The sequence below is a fragment of the Streptomyces sp. NPDC058985 genome (genome assembly GCF_042740985.1).
Classification (GTDB): domain Bacteria; phylum Actinomycetota; class Actinomycetes; order Streptomycetales; family Streptomycetaceae; genus Streptomyces.
On the sequence record NZ_JBHYJX010000001.1, the window covers coordinates 104,573 to 121,597 of the forward strand.

Here is a 17,025-nt window from a genome sequence, read left to right on the forward strand (position 1 = left end):
GGCTGCGTGAGGTCATGCCGGCCCAACTCCGTTGCGCGCAAGAGACGGTAACCCGAACGTGTGGTCCATTCCCGATCCCTCCCCGGCGGGGCGCAGGGGAGGCCTAGCGTCAAGTGGCCGCACCCGCGGCGGGCGGGAGGTCGCGGGCGGACCGCCAACAGAGAGGGTGACAACAGGTGAGTACGGGCTCTGGTGACCGGGACGGACTCTTCGTCGACGGCACTCGCGGGGGACGCGGGAACTCGGTGAGTACGGGCCGGGGAACGGTCGGCGGTGGAGGGGTGTTGTTCTCCGACCTCGGCCCGGAGGCCTCTGGCCCTCGCCCGTCCGACACCGCGTTCCCGGCCGGCCGTCCCGTGCCGCTGCCCCGCCCCCGGACCGGGGCAGGGCGTGGCGGCTCGCTGCGGCGCGAGAAGAGGCGGCCTGCGACGGTCGCGCAGCGGATCGTGCCGGACGACCTCCAGCCCGACGTGCTGCGACTGGAGCTGGTCGACCTCGGGGACGCGTTCCGCGCGTACCAGCGGCGTCCCGAGCCCGACCTCGCCGTCCTCGCCGGACTCCACGACCGCAAGGCACGCGCCTTCGCCCTGTGGGCCACCGTCAGCGAGGACGCGTCCCTGCGCGAGGAGGCGGAGCGTGCGGAGGCGGCCGCACGGACGACACGCGAGATGCACACCAACCGGCTCGGCGTACCGGTGGAGGCGGACGGACCGGTGGTGGAACGGCTGCTGACCCGGGGCCAGGCCGCCCACGCCCGCGGTGTGCTGGAGCACATCAGGACGCACGCGCCGCTACCCGGGGCCCAAGAACGGCTCGCGGTGCTCATGCTCACCCTGCGTGCCGCGCGCGCCGGCACCGGGAACGTGACCGGGCAGGATCTCGCCGGCTGGCTGCAGGGCGACGCCGAGCGGGTGCTCCAGGGGCTCGTCGACGTCGGCTGGCTGCGTCTGCCGGAGGACTTCACCGCTGACGATGCCCTGACGTCCCGGCCCGAGGAACCCACCCAGGTCACGGTCCCCTCGCTGCTGCCCGGCGAGCCCCGCCCGTTCTCCTTCGGCAAGGTCACCCGCGCGCGCCTGTCGGGGTGGGCGCAGCGGGTCGTGGGCGACCGGAAGCTGCGCAAGAAGAAGGCGGGCGCCGCCACCCGGCTCCTCGCCGTGTACACGGCGGCCCACAGCCGTCCCGACGGCCGTCTCGGCAGTGCGGAGGACGACGGTCTCGACCTGGACACGGTCGCCTCGTTCTGTGCCCTGAGGCCCGAGGACGTCGCCGGGCACGCCGGACTGCTGGTCACCGCCGACTGGCTCGTGGAGGCCGAGACCGCCGGGGGAAGGCTGCGGGGACAGCTCGCCGAGCGGGTACTGCCGCTGAGCGGGTTGCTGTGTTCGCCCTGCTCACCGGGCTGATGCGGTCGCACGCGGGAAATCGCCCCGTAGCGGGAAGGGCCGGCTCTCCGCACGCTCCACACGTGCGGAGAACCGGCCCGCCCGTCAGGAGTCGAAGGCGATATCCAAGTCGCTGCCGTACGCGGTGTCTTCGCCCCCGGTCGGCCCGTCACTCGCCTCGGCCGACCTGCTGATGCCGTCGAACAGCGAGTAGTTGAACCGGAAGCCGAGGTTGGCGGTCCCGGTCTTGCCGCCCACCTTCACGCGGAACGTGCAGTTCCCGTAGAGGGTGTAGTTCTTGTTCCGCCGGTTGCCCGGGACCGACGAGTGCCAGAAGTAGTCGACGGCCACGCTGGTGTGCTTGTCGTGGTACGGCAGCTGCATGTGCCCGGCCGTACACGTCATCCGCCCCGTTGCGATGGCCTGCACCTTCTTGGAGGTGCGGAAGGACCACGCCATGTTGGCCGACTTGCCGACGGTGCCGGCCATGTTCACCTGTCCTGTGAACGTACCGTTGGAGTCCGTCCGCTTGTAGGACGGAGCGGACATCTTGAACGTGTGCTTGGCCTGGTTTACCCCCGCATGGGCCGGCACGGTTCCGACGGCGAGCACGGCGGCGAGGGCTGAAGAGCCCACGATCGCTGCCCGCCTGGTGGATATGGAGAGCACAGGAATCCTGTCTGCGAACGCGCACGGCAGCAGAGACCACCCGACTGCCGGGCGCGGTTGGTGGGACCGATTCGGCTGTGGCCGACGCGCGGTCAGGAGTCGAAGTCGATGTCCAGACCGGACGAGTAGCCCGGTCCGTCCTCTTCGTCCAGCCGGCGGTGTGCGGCGGTCTCCGGCCGGACAGACACGGCGCGCCAGTGGTAGTCGTCCTGCTCGGCCGGTTCGGCTGTGAAGACGACGTACTGGCCTGCGGTCAGTTCGCGGAAGCCCTCGGCCTCCACGACTGAGAAATGAGCCCACACCCGCTCCGGCAGGGCATCGGACACCAGTACGCCCCAGCCTTCTTCGCTGTGCCACTCCAGCACGCGGCCGGTGAACACGTCGCCGGACGGAATGTCAGGCATTCCTTCTTCCCCCTTGCTCAACGGAGCATCGCCGTTCGGCACACGCTGTGGTCAGCAGCGCTCGACCGAATCGATCATGACGCTAACAGGTGCTCCACCGTTTCCCGTCATCGGGGGACACGACAGCCGAAGGGCCCGGCACCCTGGTGGGTGCCGGGCCCTTCTACGAGCGTGTCGCTCAGTGGGCGTGGCCGTGGCCGTGGCCCGCGGCGGCCGGCTCTTCCTCTTCCTTCTTCTCGACGACCAGGGTCTCGGTCGTCAGGAGGAGGGAGGCGATGGAGGCCGCGTTCTCCAGGGCGGAGCGGGTGACCTTCACCGGGTCGATGACGCCGGCCTTGACCAGGTCGCCGTACTCGCCGGTGGCGGCGTTGAAGCCCTGGCCCTTGTCCAGCTCGGCGACCTTGGAGGTGATGACGTAGCCCTCCAGGCCGGCGTTCTCGGCGATCCAGCGCAGCGGCTCGACGGCGGCGCGGCGGACGACCGCGACACCCGTGGCCTCGTCGCCGGTCTTGCCGAGGTTGCCGTCCAGCACCTTGACGGCGTGGACCAGCGCGGAGCCACCACCGGAGACGATGCCCTCCTCGACCGCGGCGCGGGTCGCGGAGATGGCGTCCTCCAGACGGTGCTTGCGCTCCTTCAGCTCCACCTCGGTGGCGGCGCCGACCTTGATCACGCACACGCCGCCGGCCAGCTTCGCGAGGCGCTCCTGGAGCTTCTCGCGGTCCCAGTCGGAGTCCGTGGACTCGATCTCGGCCTTGATCTGGTTGATGCGGCCCTCGACCTCGTCGCGCTTGCCGGCACCGTCGACGATCGTGGTGTCGTCCTTGGTGACGGTGATGCGGCGGGCGGTGCCGAGCACGTCCAGGCCGACCTGGTCGAGCTTGAGGCCGACCTCCTCGGAGATGACCGTGGCGCCGGTGAGGACCGCCATGTCCTGGAGCATCGCCTTGCGGCGGTCGCCGAAGCCCGGGGCCTTCACCGCGACGGCGTTGAAGGTGCCGCGGATCTTGTTGACGACGAGGGTGGAGAGCGCCTCGCCCTCCAGGTCCTCGGCGATGATCAGCAGCGGCTTGGAGGCGTTGGCCTGGATGACCTTCTCCAGCAGCGGCAGCAGGTCCGCGATGGAGGAGATCTTGCCCTGGTTGATCAGGATGTACGGGTCTTCGAGGACGGCCTCCATGCGCTCCTGGTCCGTCACGAAGTACGGCGACAGGTAGCCCTTGTCGAAGGCCATGCCCTCGGTGAAGTCCAGCTCCAGACCGAAGGTGTTGGACTCCTCGACGGTGATGACACCGTCCTTGCCGACCTTGTCCATCGCCTCGGCGATCAGCTCGCCGACCTGCTGGTCCTGGGCGGACAGCGCGGCGACGGCGGCGATGTCGGACTTCTCGTCGATCGGCCGGGCCGTGGCGAGGAGGTCCTCGGACACGGCGGCGACGGCCGCGTCGATGCCCTTCTTCAGCAGCGCCGGGGAGGCGCCGGCGGCGACGTTCTTCAGGCCCTCGCGGACCAGCGCCTGGGCGAGCACGGTGGCGGTGGTGGTGCCGTCACCCGCGATGTCGTTGGTCTTGGTCGCCACCTCCTTCACCAGCTGGGCGCCGAGGTTCTCGTACGGGTCCTCGACCTCGACCTCGCGGGCGATGGTGACGCCGTCGTTGGTGATGGTGGGGGCGCCGAACTTCTTGTCGATGACGACGTTGCGGCCCTTGGGGCCGATCGTCACCTTCACGGTGTCGGCGAGCTTGTTGACGCCGCGCTCGAGGGCGCGACGGGCGTCCTCGTCGAACTTCAGGATCTTCGCCATGGGAGCGTGAGCCCTCTTCCGGAAATCTTGGGGTTAAACGGCGACTGCGCCCCGGGCGCCCGGCTTTTTATGGTCGCGGGAGCCAGGGGCGCAGCTGTAAAGCAAGGTGCTTCGGTGAAGTGAAGAGCTGGTGAGCCGCTTCTACTTCTCGACGATCGCGAGCACGTCGCGGGCCGAGAGGACGAGGTACTCCTCGCCGTTGTACTTCACCTCGGTGCCGCCGTACTTGCTGTAGAGCACGACGTCGCCGACGCTGACGTCGAGCGGAAGGCGGTTGCCGTCCTCGAAGCGGCCCGGGCCGACGGCCAGGACGACGCCCTCCTGGGGCTTCTCCTTGGCGGTGTCCGGAATGACCAGGCCCGAAGCCGTGGTCTGCTCGGCGTCGAGCGGCTGGACCACAATGCGGTCCTCGAGCGGCTTGATGGCAACCTTGGAGCTGGTGGTCGTCACGATCCGACCTCCCCCTTCGGAGATCTCACGGGGTTAACTGTCTGAGGTGGCGACCAGGTGGATCCGTCGTCGCGGGTGCCGGACCTGCCCGTCGCGTAGTTGGCACTCTCCAGTGGGGAGTGCCAGAGCCGAGACTATGACTGCGATTAGCACTCGGTCAAGCGGAGTGCCAATGCCGGCAGCGCGTCGGCCGGGTTTTCTCGTGAACGCCGGTCTGTGGAGCGCACCCGGCGTGGGTGTGGACGATGCTGGGGGCTGCCGCCCCCGGGCCCCCGCTTCGGCCTGAACGGCCTCGTCCTCAAACGCCGGACGGGCTGGAAGCGAGGTAGTCGTTCAAGTTGCCCACCTTCAGCCCCTGCTCCTCGATCGTCTCCAGCAAACCCTCCGTATGGACCGTCAGGTCCACGGACACGATGTCGCCGGGGTGCAGGCGGTGCTCGCCCCGGGTGTAGGCGAGGTGGCCGTCGGCGTTCAGGGACGCCCGCCACAGGACCACGGCCGTGATGCCGCAGTCGGCGGCGGCGCGCAGGGTCGTCGTGTCGTACGTGCCGTACGGCGGGCGGAAGAGGTGGGGGCGGACGCCGAAGCGGGACCTGAGCTTGGTCTGCTGGCCGCAGATCTCGGCGCGCTGGCCGGCGTAGGGCAGGCCCCGCAGGGAGCGGTGGTCCAGGGTGTGGTTCTGCAGGCTCGCGCCCACCGAGCGCAGCCCCGCGAAGTGGCCGTACGCCGGTCCGGCCACGGTGTCGGTGAGGAACAGGGTGACGGGGAGGCGCCGCTCGCGGATCAGGGCGGCGAAGCGGGGGTCGCGCTCGGCGCTGTCGTCGTAGGTGAGGAAGACGACCCGGTCGGTGGTGCGGACGTGGTCCACGACGGGCGGGAGGTTCCGGTGCTGGTCGCCGGACCGGTCGCCGCCCCGGGCCGGTTCCCCGGCGGCCGGGTGTCCGGCGGGGCCGGCGAACTGGGCGCATCCGGTGAGCAGTACGGCGGCCAGGGCGGCCCCGGCCGGCCGGAGCCGCCCTCGCCTCACAGGTAGTCCTCCAGGCGGGCCACCGCGTAGCCCTCGGCCGTGATCCGGTTCAGGAAGCGCCGGGCCATGTCGGTCATCGTGCCGTCCCAGTCCTCGCGGCCCCGGAAGTGGGTGAGGACGATGTCCCCGGGGTGCAGGTCCCGGTCCCACTCGCGGTACTCCCAGTGGTCGACGAACACCTCCTCGCTCCAGATGGGCGCGTACTTGATGCCGCAGGACTTCGCGGCGCGCAGGGTGTCGCGGTTGTAGTTGCCGAAGGGCGGGCGGAAGAGGACGGGGCGCTTGCCGTAGCGCTTCTCCATGACCTCCTGCATGCCGCAGATCTCCCGCTTCTGCTCCGCGTAGGAGAGGCCGGGGAGGTAGGGGTGGCTCAGGGTGTGGTTGTTGAGGGTGACGCCGCGGGCCTGCATCTTCTTGAAGTAGCCGTAGTCGTCCTTGATCTCCTCGTCGGTGAGGAAGACGGTGTACGGGATCTTCAGCTCGCTCATCATCCTCAGGAACGCCCGGTCCTTCTCGGCGCCGTCGTCGATGGTGAGGAAGACGATCTTCTCCTTGGTGGGGACCGTGGTGAAGACCGGCGGGAGGCCGTCCTCCTCCTGGCCCTCGACCTCGAAGCCGTCGCGCGCCTTGATCTCCGGCTTCTTCGCGGGGGGCGCGGGAGCGTTCAGCGGGACCTTCCTGAGGTCCCAGCGCTTGGCGGCGGCGACCCGGGCGGCCTGGGCCGCGCGCAGTTTGGCCGCGTACGCGTCGAGCGCGCGCGCCGGGGGTGCCTGGAGGGGCTCCTGGCCGTGGGCGCCCCGGACGTCCGAGGTGTCCTGCGCACAGCCGGCGGCGAGGGCGGCCACGGCGAGGACGGCGGTGACGGTGGCGGCGCGTCCGCGCGGTCCGGGGGCAGTCGCCGCCCGCAGCACCCGAGACGCCCGGCTTTTGTCATTTTGTACGACTGCTCGCATGGTGCCGGATCCTCGCAGTCCCGGGCCGCCGGACCCCGTCCGACACCGCGCCGGAGGCACACCATCCACCGACTGGCCCACAATGAGGCGGTGAACGACCTCGACGCCCTGCTCTCCCTGCTCACCCCCGAAGGCCGCGCGCTCCTCGACGAGGTGCGCGACACCGACCCCGCGCGGGAGTTGGCCGTCGCCACCCGGCTGCGCCGCGAACACCCGGCCGCGCTGGTGTCGGCCGCGCTCGGGCAGGCGCGGCTGCGGCAGCGGGCGGCGGCGAAGTTCGGGGCCGGGGACGCGGGGCGGATGTTCTTCACGGCCAACGGGGTCGAGCAGTCCACGCGGGCGAGCGTGGCGGCGTACCGGGCGGAGCGGTTCGCGGCTCTGGGTGTCACCTCCGTGGCCGACCTGTGCTGCGGGATCGGGGGCGACGCGATCGCGCTGGCCCGGGCCGGCATCCGGGTGCTGGCGGTGGACCGCGACCCGGCGACCGCCGCGGCGGCCCGCGCCAACGCCGAGGCGCTGGGGCTGGCCGAACTGGTCGAGGTGCGCGAGGCGGATGTCGAGGCGGTGGACACCAGCGGGTACGACGCGGTCTTCGTCGATCCGGCCCGGCGCGGCGGCAGGGGGAGGATCTTCGACCCCGAGGCGTACTCGCCGCCGCTGTCCTGGGCCGTCGGCGCGGCCCGTACGGCCTCCCGTGCCGCCGCGCTGAAGGTGGCGCCCGGCATTCCGCACGAGGCGGTGCCGGAGGACGCCGAGGCCGAGTGGATCTCCGACGGCGGGGACGTGAAGGAGGCGGTGCTGTGGTTCGGCGGCGCCGCGGGGGCGGTGCGGGCCACGCTGCTGCCCGGGCCCCGCACCCTGCCCGGCACCGGCCTGCCCGACCCGGAGGTCCGCACACCCGGCCGGTACCTGTACGAGCCGGACGGCGCCGTGATCCGCGCCCATCTGGTCGCCGAGGTCGCCGAACAGGTCGGCGGCGGGCTGCTCGACGCGACCATCGCCTACGTCACCGCGGACGAACTGCTGCCGACGCCGTACGCCACGGCGTACGAGATCACCGACCTGATGCCCTTCAACGTGAAGAAGCTGAAGGCGCTGCTGCGGGAGCGGACGGTCGGCACGCTGACCGTGAAGAAACGGGGGTCGGCGGTCGAGCCGGAGGAACTGCGGCGGAAGGTCAAGCCGCAGGGGCCGAACGCGGCGACCGTGTTCCTGACCCGGGTCGCGGGAGCGCCGGCGATGCTGGTGGGGCAGCCGGTGCGGCCGTCCCGGTGAGCTGACGGCGGCTGAGCGGAGTGCGCGGCATCGGTGCCTGAACCGGCGAGGCGAGGATCGTCCACTCGTTCGCGTGGCCCCGGACGGAAACTGACATGCCCGCAGCTCACCGCACGGGAGCGGGCGCGGTGCCGGAGGGGTGCAGTGCGACACGCCGCGCTTGAGTCAGCGCAGCGATTCCCACAGGTCAGCGGCGTCCGGCTCGCGGGCGATCACCCGGTTGGGGTCCCAGGGCGCCGGGTCCACCGGCATGGTCACGGTGCGTACGTCGTCGGCCGCGAGGCCCCTGAGGCTGCGGCCGAGGCCGGTCAGCTCGCCCAGCGAGTCCAGGCCGGTGTCGGTGGTGAGGCTGCCGGTGACCGCGTCCGCGACCTGGTAGAGGCGCGGGGGGTCGGTGAGCAGGTCGGTGGTCGCGATCTGTTCGAGGAGCGCCTTGACCAGGTTCTGCTGGAGCTCTATCCGGGCCAGGTCGCTGCCGCCCGCCAGCCCGTAGCGGGTGCGGGCCAGGCCGAGCGCCTCGGTGCCGTCGAGGTGGTGGGTGCCGGCGTCCAGGTGCAGGTGGCTCTTGTCGTCGTCGATGTCCACGTCCGTGGTGACGGTGACCCCGCCCAGCGCGTCGACCAGCTTGGCGAAGCCGGAGAAGTCGATCTCGATGTAGTGGTCCATGCGGACACCGGTGAAGGACTCGACGGTCTTGACCGCGCAGACCGGGCCGCCCAGTTCGTACGCGGTGTTGAACATCGCGTTGCTCGCCCGGCGGGTCGAGTCACCGGACTCCAGCGGGCAGGAGGGACGGTCGACGAGCGTGTCGCGCGGGATGCTGACCACGGTGGCGGCGGTGCGGCCCGCGTCGAGGTGGACGACCATCGCCGTGTCGGAGCGGGCGCCCCCGCTGTCGCCGCCGCCGAGTTCCCGGTTCTCCTCGCCGCTGCGCGAGTCCGAGCCGAGGACGAGGATGTTCAGGGCGCCCGTGGGCACCGGGGAGGCGGAGGGCGAGGTGGAGGGGACGGTGGCCGGGCGGGCGGGGCGGTCGTCGCCGAGCGCGCCCTCGATGTCGACGCTGTTGATGTTGCCGTTCAGGTGCCAGTACGCCCAGCCCGCCGCGGCGAACCCGAGCAGCAGCGCCCCGGCGAGCGCCAGGCCGGCCACCTTGAACCCCTTCGAGCGCCCACCGCGCCCGTCCCGCGCGTCCCGCGCAGCCATGCGTCCGCCCCCGCCCCAGCCGGTCCCGTTCGCGTCCCCACGCGAGTGCCCCGTCGGAGGGAACATAAGTCGGAATTGTTGAATCAGGAACGTGCGGGTCGGGATTCTGCGTAAATTCTCAGACTTCGGCGCGGCTCGGGCTTCGGCGCGGCTCGGGCTTCGGCGCGGCTCGCGCTTCGGCGCGGCTCGCGCTTCGGCGCGGCTCGCGCTTCGGCGCGGCTCGCGCTTCCGCGTGGCTCAGCCGGTGCCGGGCGCCGCCGTGCTGCTGCGCACCTCCAGGCTGGTGGCCAGCTCCACCCGGGTCGCCGACGCGGAGCCGTCGTCCCGCCCGAGGTCCAGGACCAGCCGTGCCGCCGCCTCGGCCATCTCGGTCAGCGGCTGCCGCACGGTCGTCAGCGGCGGCCCCACCCAGCGGGCCACCGGCAGGTCGTCGAAGCCGACCACGCTGAGGTCCTGTGGGATGCGCAGCCCCAGCTCACGCGCGGCCTCGTACAGGCCCAGCGCCTGGAGGTCGTTGCCCGCGAAGACGGCGGTCGGCCGGTCGGGGCGGCGCAGCAGCTCCAGGCCCCGCCGGTAACCGGCCTCGTGGTGGAAGTCGCCGGTCACGATCAGGTCGGGTTCGACCGGCAGCCCGGCGGTCTCCAGGGCGGCCCGGTAGCCGTCGACACGGGCGCGGCTGCACATCATCCGGGTGGGGCCGCTGATCGCCCCGATGCGGGTGTGCCCGAGGTCGACCAGGTGCCGGGTGGCGGCGAGTCCGCCCTGCCAGTTGGTGGCGCCGATGGACGGCACGTCGGCGCCGGGGTCGCCCGCCGGGTCCATCACCACGAAGGGGATGGAGCGGCTGGTGAGCAGGGCCCGCTGGGACTCGTCGAGGCCGGACAGGACCAGGATCACGCCGTGCGGGCGGCGGGCGGCGACCTGGTCGGCCCAGGTCCGGCCGGGCGTGAGGCGCCCCGCGCTCTCGGAGAGCACCACGCTGAGCCCGGTGTCCCGGGCCACGTTCTCCACGCCCCGGATGACCTCCATCGCCCAGGCGCTCTCCAGCTCGTGGAAGACCAGGTCGATCAGCGGCGAACGGGTCGACTCGGCCCGGCGGCGCCGGTAGCCGTGGGTGCGCAGCAGCTCCTCCACGCGGGCCCGGGTCGAGGGCGCGACGTCGGCGCGGCCGTTGAGCACCTTCGAAACAGTCGGCGCCGACACACCGGCCGCGCGCGCGATCTCGGCGAGGGTCGCGGTCTGCGCGGACCGCTTTGGCGTCCGGGTTTCAGCGGGCTGCGGGGATGTCATGGCGGCGATCGTATCCCTGCGGGGCCGCAGGACGAAGCCCTCGGCGGACCGGGGGCCGGATGGCCGCACCGAGCGCCCGCACCAAAACATTCGGCCAGTACACCAAAACATTCGAGACGCCCGTCCGGGCCCGTCGGCTCAGCCCTCCTCCGTCACCCGTTCGGCCAGCAGGAGGAACGCCTCCACCGTGGCCGGTCGCAGCCGGTGCAGCTGCCAGTCGGGGGACTGCAGGGCGGGGTCGAAGGGTACGTACAGGACCTGCCTGGGATCGACGCGCAGCCGCCGGGCGAACGTCTCCGGCGGCCTCCGGACCGAGGGCCCGCCGAGGTCGGTGGCGACGACGAGGGCCCGCCGCGCCTGCTCCTCCCGGCCGGCGCCGCGGACGATGGTGAGGGTGCGGACGGCCGCGTCCAGGAACCAGTCGGCGGTCCCGCAGCAGAGGATCAGCCGGTCGGTGTGGTCGAGGACCACACCGGCCGAGCGGTCGAGCCGCAGTGGGGACCAGTCGGTGAGGACGAAGGGGTAGTAGTGCGCCGTCTGCGCCAGCACGTGCGCGTACTCCTGCTGGTGGGCCGGGTTGGGGCTGAAGTGGCCACTGCGGTGGGCGACCACTTCGAGGCCGGACGGCAGCCGGGTCGTGCGGGCGCGGATCTCCTCGTATGCCGGCGTGGGCGGCAGGGCCGCCAGGTCGCGTACGACGGCCGGGTTGCGGTCGGTGAGGAAGGCGTCCAGCGAGCCCTCGGAGGCGGATCCGTCGAGAGCCAGGACGGGCTCGCCGCGCGCGGCGGCGAGGACGGAGCCGAGCACCATGGTGGTCGTGGCGCGTCCGCTGTAGTGGTAGGCGCCGATCAGGGTGAGGCGCCTGCTGTGCCGCAGGGGTGCGCTGCGCACCCGCTCCATACGGCTCTGCGCCTCCCGGCGGCCGGTACCGAAGCGCGGCAGCCGCAGCGTCGAGCGTGGCGCGGGGACGGCGGTGGCGGGCGGGGTGAGCGGCACGCGCGTGGCCGGGCCGCCCTGGGCGCCGCGTGAAACGGCCTCGCCGAGCTGGAGGCGGGTGCGGGCGACGTAGCGGGCGAGGACCTCGGCGACCTCGCCCGCCCCGGGCCGCACGGCCGGGTCCGGATCCATGCAGCGCAGTACGAGGCGGCGCAGCTGCTCCCAGGTGTCGCCCTGCCACAGGTGCATGCCCTCGGGCAGTCCCGGCAGGTCCCAGCCGGCCTTGGTGCTGATGACCTGGAGCAGTTCCCCGAGGGCCCGCACGTTGTCCTCGCGGGTGGGTGCGGCGCCCGAGCCCAGGTACGCGCCGTCGACGGCGCAGTCCGACAGGTCGCCCAGGACGACGGTGCGGCGCAGCACGTACACGCTGTCGGCGTCGAGGGTGGCGGGCACGAGGCCGTTGAGGTGGCAGAGGGCGACGGCGTTGGCGAGGTAGCAGGAGACGAGCAGGCCCCGGAGGATGTCGAAGGGGGCGGTGCCGTCGGTGAGGGCCCGGGCGAAGATCTCCGAGAGCCGCAGCGGCGGGGCGTCGGGCGCCGCCGCGTCCGCGATCGGGGTCATGGCCAGCCAGGGCGGCGAGTCCCGGAGCCCGCTGGCGAGCAGCACGGGCGCGTACTGGCCGTCCAGCCGGGACAGCGCCTCGGCCTCCACCGTGACGAGTCCGGCGTTGACGGCGGGCAGGTCGGGGCGCGGTATCCGCAGTACGGCCTCCCGGCCCCGCCGGTCGACGCCCCGGTAGACGATCGTGCGCCGCCCCCGCCGACGGCCGCGCAGCTCGTACCGGCCGATGCGGCGCGGGTCGTCCTCGGTGAGCGGCTGCCAGTCGTCCCGGCCGGTGCCGGGCCCCGGCGAGCCGGGACCGGGGGCGGGGCGCTCGCCGCCGACCGACACCCCGAACCGGGCGAGCAGCCTGCGCTCCACGCTGGTGAACGGCTGCTGGGAGCCGGGCAGGGCGTCGGAACCGTCGGGATGGAGCAGCCAGGCGGGGAAGTCCGGCGAGTTCCCGGCCAGCTCCTCCAGGCGGCGCCCGATCCGGCGGCCGGTGCGCAGGAGTTCGGCCTGCGGGACCGCGTCGAGCAGGACCGCCTTGGAGGTGTCGGTGAAGTCGAAGACCCGGTGCTTGGCGGGCAGCGGCCCCGACACGGGTGCCGGATGCGGGCGGACCAGGCCGCCGAGGAACACCTCCGCCAGGTGCGAGGTGGTGGCCGGCCAGTCCACCGCCGTCTGCACCAGCCGCATCACGGGCACCGACAGCGGGGCGACCGCCGCGAGGTGGGCGGCCAGGCGGTACGCCTCCGGGGTGGCGGCGTCGCGGAAGTGCTGGGCGCTGCTCAGGTCCCGCGCGGGCGCGACGGCGGCGTAGCGGTCGGGGCGGACCAGCAGGGGCAGCTCCACGGTGGTGCCCGGCGAGGCGAGCAGGCGGGACCAGACGCCGAGGGAGGCAGCCGTGGGTTCGAGGACGGGGACCGGGATGTCGTCGAACCGGCTCAGTTCGGGCGGCAGCACCGGGTCGACGACCTGCCACGAGGTGTTGGCGCCGCCGACGCGCCGGGTGGTGGCCTGCCAGCGTTCGGCACTGATGCCGGAGGCCTCCCACATGTCCGGCGGCAGGGTGTGCAGGAGCGCGACGGGACCGCGGGCCGCCCGCTCGGCGAGCAGCGCGTGCATCGCGCCGGACCGCCAGGCGGGGCCCATTCCGTCGCTGACGACCAGCAGCAGGGTGCGGCCGGAGGGGTCGTTGACGGTGCTCAGCGGCAGTTCGGTGCTGCCGGGGCGGAACGGCCGGGCGTGCAGGCGCGGCCGGCCCGGGGTGCGGGTGTCGAGGCCGAGGACGCGGGTGACCGCGAAGGCGCCGAGGCGTTCCAGGAGGGTGCGCAGTTCGGTGCCCAGGCGGTGCCACAGCAGCATCGACAGGCCGTCGTCGACGAGCAGTACGAGGTTGAGCCAGCGTTCGCGCACCGGCCGTACCACCACGTCGGGCAGGTTGGTCTCGGCGAGTGCGGCGGCCGTGCGGTCCTCGTCGATCTCCGTGCGGTGGCGGCTGTCGTGGCGGCGGCGCAGCGGCCTGAGTGACCGTCCGAGCGCCAGTTCGTTGCCGAGCGCCTTCTCCTCCGGGACGCGCACCGGCAGGGCCCGCCGGGGTTCCTGGCCGGTGGTCGCGAACCGGGGCGGGGGCTCGGGGGTGTTGCGGACGCCCGCGTGCAGGGTGCTGGGGCTGGTGAGGTCCGGCAGTTCCGGGTCGCCCGGCTCGGAGGTCCGCTGCGGCGCGGCGGGCCGGTCCGCCGGTTCCGGGGCGTCGGCGGGTTCGGGCGGCTGGGGGCGGGCGGGTGCCTGCCGGTGGAGGGGTGCTTCGGCGCCCGCCGGCAGCCGCCGGGCCAGCCACAGCACGTCGAGGACCTGGTCGGCGTCCAGGTCCACCCGGCAGACGCCGAGCAGCCGCAGCGCCTCGGCCAGCCGCTCTCCCCCGGCCGGCATGGTCACATCGCCCCGGTGAGCTGGTGCAGGACGGCGTCCAGCAGCCCCTCCGCGTCCAGGTCGACGCCGCCGGTGCGCAGGAACACCGCGTTGAGCAGCTGGTCGGTGGCGAGTTCACCGAGGGCGCGGCGGCGCAGGAACGCCTCGATCAGGTCGTCCGCCTCCCGCATCGCCTCCGGGCCGAGGTGGGCGGCGACGATGGTGCGCAGCCGCTCCTCGTCGGGCAGCGGCAGGTCGAGCCGCAGACAGCGGCGCAGGAACGCCGGCGGGAAGTCGCGCTCGCCGTTGCTGGTGATGACGACGACGGGGAACTCGGCACACTGCACGAGCCCCTGGTGCACCCGGACGGTGCCCCGGTGGTCGTGGGTCTGCACCTCGACGTCGGCCATGTCCTCCGGCAGCCGGGTCAGTTCCGGGATGTCGAAGAAGCCCTCCTCGAAGACGGTGAGCAGGTCGTTCGGCAGGTCGACGTCGCCCTTGTCCATCTCGTCGACGAGCAGGCAGCGCGGGCTGGCGGAGGGCACCAGCGCGGTGCCGAGCGGGCCGAGCCGGATGAACGTGCCGACGGGCGGTTCGCGTTCGCCGCGGTCCCGGCTGAGGGTCGTCTCCCGCAGCCGGCCGATGGCGTCGTACTGGTAGAGGGCGTCCTTGACGGTGGAGCGGCTGTTGACCGGCCAGCGCAGCAGTTCGCCCAGGCGCAGCTCGTGGGCGACGGCCCGGGCGAGGGAGGACTTGCCGGTGCCGGCCGGTCCGGTGACCAGCAGCGGACGGCGCAGGTGCAGGGCCGCGTTGACCACGTCGGCGTGCTGGGGCGCGATCACGTAGGGCAGTTCCGGGCGCATCGACCGGGTGGGGACGAAGCGGCGCCACGGCGGCGCCGAGGGCAGCGAGACGGACCGGGGGACGCCGTCGCCGCGGAAGAGGCGCCATTCGGCGTCGGCAGCGGATGTCATGTGCTCTCCTGGGGTTCGGTCAGGTGCAGGCGGGGCACGGTGCGGTCGGCGTCCGCCCAGGCGAGTACCGGGCGGCCGGGGTAGTCGGGTGGGCTGGCCTTGGCTCCGGCGCGGTAGTCGCGTACTCCGTCGGGCATCTCACGGGTGGCGACCTTCGCCATGTGGCGGACGGTGTGGGCGGCCCCGTCGCGGCCGCGGTCCCACACCACCACCGGTATGCCCAGGGCGAGGCAGGTCTGCACGATGCCGTCCCGCGGGCCGGGCGGTACGTCCACACAGACGCGTACGGTGTCGAGCTGGTTGACGAGGCGGGAGTAGATGGTGTCCCGGTCCATCGCCTCGGAGACGACGAAGGTCTTGCCCGAGTCGAGCCGGTCCCAGCGGCTGCGCCAGTGGCCCATGAAGCGCCCGTGCCTGCGCAGGAGTTCGGGGCAGTGCACCACCAGCGGGAACTCCACGCCGAGGACGCCCGGAACCAGCTCTTCCGGGTCCCGTACCGTCCACTCGTCCACGGGCAGGTTGAGGCCCGCCCGGTCGACCAGGACCTCCACGAGGGGCGGCCGTTCGTCCCGGGCGGGCGGGGTGAGGGAGTCGAGCACGCGCAGCACTTCGCCGGCCGCCTCGGCCGCGGAGTACGAGCGCACGCTGTCGGTGGAGACCTGGCGCGGTCCGGCGCCCTCGTCGCACCAGGTCCGCAGCCGGTGACGGCCCTGACCGGCCGGTGTCACCTGGACCAGTACGCGGACGCGGGCGGCGCGGGCGCGCAGGGAGCGCACCCACTCCTGGGCGTCGGCGCGTCGTTCGCCGAGCGCCGCCCGTTCGATGCCGAGCCGGGTCGCCACCCCGTCCGCCCACAGCCGCAGCTCGGCCCGTCGGGCACCGGGGCAGAGCGCGCCGATGTACTCCATCACCCGCAGCAGTGCGGGCACCCTGCGCTCCCCGCTGTCCGCACGGCCGTCGCCGGGCAGCGCCTCCAGCTGGTCGAGGAGGGCCTGAGCGGTGGAGCCGCCGGGCATGGCCGCCAGGTGCGGCAGGGCGGCGCGGACCGCCTCGGGGAACCGCGCGAGCACCTCCGGCTCCATCGTGCGCAGGTGCTTGCGGAGGGCGGTGTGCTCCTGCGGGGACAGCAGCCTGGGGGTACGGGCCAGTCCGCCCGCGGCCAGCACCCGGTCGGCGTCCTGCGGGGCGCCGCGCCGCAGGTTCCCGGCCAGCGCCGCGAGGGCCCGCGGGTGGGTGAGCAGGAACGCGGCGAACTCCTCGGGCGTGGGCGGGGTGACATCGCTGCCGGGCGCGACCCCGCAGGCCCGGGCCAGCCGCTGGGCGCCGGCGACCCGGCTGCTCGCCGAGGGGAAGGTGTCCTCGATCGCCTCCACCAGCAGCAGGAGGGCGGGGTCGTCCGGGTCGAGCTGCTCGGACACCGCGCCCTCCAGCAGGCCCAGCGGGCGCAGCTCGTCCTCGACGCGCTGCCAGGGCACGCCCCAGCTGCGCCGCACCAGGTGCTGGGGGCTGTACGGGAGCGGAGCGCCGCTGTCGGGGTTGCGGGGCGGCATGAAGTGGGCGACGACCAGGCCGACCACGGCCCGCTCGCTCGCGCACCACAGCGGGCCGCCGCTGTAGCCGGGGCCGACCGCCATGCCGGTGGGCGCCCCGTCCAGGTAGGCGCGGGAGCGGCCGGGCGCGTGCACGGTGAGACGGGCGTAGGTGGCCGCCGCGCCGGTGCCGTGCCAGGCGTCCACCTGCTGGCCGGCCGCCATGGCCGTCAGCCGGGGCCCGGCGGGCAGGCCGCCGGGCGGGCCGTCGACCCGGAGTACGGCGAGGTCGCCGAGCCACTCGTCGTCCTGCGGCGGCACCGCACCGCCGGCCGCGGTGCGCGGGGCGATCCAGTGGGCCACCCGGGCCGGGTACCTCACCACGGTGTCCCCGTCGTCAACCTCGACGGCGATCTCGTCCGGGCCGGGTGCGCGCGGCTCCAGCATCGGTCTGTCCAAAGCGGCGTTGACCACGTGCGCGCAGGTCAGCACGGTGTCGCCGCCGAGCACGAAGCCCGCCCCCACGGTCCTGCCGCCCTCGGGCCGCCGTATCGACACGACGTACCGGGAGGGATCGCCGGCCCCGTCCCCCGCGGTTCCGAACCACCCCAC

Annotated in this window: 13 protein-coding genes; 2 read left to right on the plus strand and 11 right to left on the minus strand. The window is 73.3% G+C overall.

What is annotated here, in order from left to right; all coding sequences use genetic code 11:
- The first annotated feature begins 281 nt into the window (after window positions 1–281).
- The gene (locus ACFW01_RS00430; RefSeq protein ID WP_384502122.1) at window positions 282–1,406 is read left to right on the plus strand and encodes a hypothetical protein; all 1,125 of its coding nucleotides are present in this window, start codon (window positions 282–284) and stop codon (window positions 1,404–1,406) included.
- An 84-nt stretch (window positions 1,407–1,490) separates the two neighbouring features.
- Here the strand turns inward: ACFW01_RS00430 and ACFW01_RS00435 are convergent, their stop codons facing one another.
- The 6 genes from ACFW01_RS00435 to ACFW01_RS00460 all read right to left on the minus strand — a co-directional run bounded on the left by ACFW01_RS00435 (window position 1,491) and on the right by ACFW01_RS00460 (window position 6,692).
- Window positions 1,491–2,021 carry a hypothetical protein gene (locus ACFW01_RS00435; RefSeq protein WP_234955337.1) on the minus strand — a complete coding sequence of 177 codons (531 nt, stop codon included), beginning with the start codon at window positions 2,019–2,021 and terminating at the stop codon, window positions 1,491–1,493.
- Between the two features lie 125 nt (window positions 2,022–2,146).
- Entirely contained in the window at window positions 2,147–2,458 is a 312-nt protein-coding gene (locus ACFW01_RS00440) for a cold-shock protein (protein WP_384501877.1), read from the minus strand.
- 178 nt (window positions 2,459–2,636) lie between these two features.
- A complete protein-coding gene (gene groL / locus ACFW01_RS00445; RefSeq protein WP_122615796.1) occupies window positions 2,637–4,262 on the minus strand; it encodes a chaperonin GroEL in 1,626 nt (541 codons plus the stop codon).
- Window positions 4,263–4,403: 141 nt separating this feature from the next.
- A complete protein-coding gene (gene groES, locus ACFW01_RS00450; RefSeq protein WP_003974211.1) occupies window positions 4,404–4,712 on the minus strand; it encodes a co-chaperone GroES in 309 nt (102 codons plus the stop codon).
- Window positions 4,713–5,010: 298 nt separating this feature from the next.
- Window positions 5,011–5,739 carry a polysaccharide deacetylase family protein gene (locus tag ACFW01_RS00455; RefSeq protein WP_384501880.1) on the minus strand — a complete coding sequence of 243 codons (729 nt, stop codon included), beginning with the start codon at window positions 5,737–5,739 and terminating at the stop codon, window positions 5,011–5,013.
- Window positions 5,736–6,692, minus strand: coding sequence for a polysaccharide deacetylase family protein (locus ACFW01_RS00460; RefSeq protein ID WP_234955340.1), 957 nt, complete (start codon window positions 6,690–6,692; stop codon window positions 5,736–5,738). Before ACFW01_RS00460 ends, ACFW01_RS00455 begins: the two co-directional genes overlap by 4 nt.
- Here ACFW01_RS00460 and ACFW01_RS00465 point away from each other — a divergent pair.
- The gene (locus tag ACFW01_RS00465; RefSeq protein ID WP_384501882.1) at window positions 6,675–7,967 is read left to right on the plus strand and encodes a methyltransferase domain-containing protein; all 1,293 of its coding nucleotides are present in this window, start codon (window positions 6,675–6,677) and stop codon (window positions 7,965–7,967) included. The genes ACFW01_RS00460 and ACFW01_RS00465 overlap by 18 nt on opposite strands.
- A 165-nt stretch (window positions 7,968–8,132) precedes the next feature.
- Here ACFW01_RS00465 and ACFW01_RS00470 read toward each other — a convergent pair whose 3' ends face one another.
- The 5 genes from ACFW01_RS00470 to ACFW01_RS00490 form a co-directional block, all read right to left on the minus strand.
- Window positions 8,133–9,170, minus strand: coding sequence for an LCP family protein (locus ACFW01_RS00470; protein WP_234955343.1), 1,038 nt, complete (start codon window positions 9,168–9,170; stop codon window positions 8,133–8,135).
- A 237-nt stretch (window positions 9,171–9,407) separates the two neighbouring features.
- Window positions 9,408–10,460: a LacI family DNA-binding transcriptional regulator gene (locus ACFW01_RS00475; protein ID WP_234955344.1), complete on the minus strand. Its 1,053-nt coding sequence runs from the start codon at window positions 10,458–10,460 to the stop codon at window positions 9,408–9,410.
- 138 nt (window positions 10,461–10,598) lie between these two features.
- Entirely contained in the window at window positions 10,599–13,931 is a 3,333-nt protein-coding gene (locus ACFW01_RS00480) for an SAV_2336 N-terminal domain-related protein (RefSeq protein ID WP_384501885.1), read from the minus strand.
- Window positions 13,932–13,933: 2 nt separating this feature from the next.
- Window positions 13,934–14,884, minus strand: coding sequence for a MoxR family ATPase (locus tag ACFW01_RS00485; RefSeq protein ID WP_122615788.1), 951 nt, complete (start codon window positions 14,882–14,884; stop codon window positions 13,934–13,936).
- Window positions 14,881–17,025, minus strand: a complete 2,145-nt coding sequence (locus ACFW01_RS00490) for a trypsin-like peptidase domain-containing protein (RefSeq protein ID WP_384501887.1) — start codon at window positions 17,023–17,025, stop codon at window positions 14,881–14,883. Before ACFW01_RS00490 ends, ACFW01_RS00485 begins: the two co-directional genes overlap by 4 nt.

Excerpts from the sequence above, each read along its gene's own strand:
- ACFW01_RS00440 (WP_384501877.1), bottom strand. The coding sequence starts at position 2,458 with ATGCCTGACATTCCGTCCGGCGACGTGTTCACCGGCCGCGTGCTGGAG.
- groL (WP_122615796.1), bottom strand. The coding sequence starts at position 4,262 with ATGGCGAAGATCCTGAAGTTCGACGAGGACGCCCGTCGCGCCCTCGAG.
- ACFW01_RS00460 (WP_234955340.1), bottom strand. The coding sequence starts at position 6,692 with ATGCGAGCAGTCGTACAAAATGACAAAAGCCGGGCGTCTCGGGTGCTG.
- ACFW01_RS00470 (WP_234955343.1), bottom strand. The coding sequence starts at position 9,170 with ATGGCTGCGCGGGACGCGCGGGACGGGCGCGGTGGGCGCTCGAAGGGG.
- ACFW01_RS00475 (WP_234955344.1), bottom strand. The coding sequence starts at position 10,460 with ATGACATCCCCGCAGCCCGCTGAAACCCGGACGCCAAAGCGGTCCGCG.
- ACFW01_RS00480 (WP_384501885.1), bottom strand. The coding sequence starts at position 13,931 with ATGCCGGCCGGGGGAGAGCGGCTGGCCGAGGCGCTGCGGCTGCTCGGC.
- ACFW01_RS00485 (WP_122615788.1), bottom strand. The coding sequence starts at position 14,884 with ATGACATCCGCTGCCGACGCCGAATGGCGCCTCTTCCGCGGCGACGGC.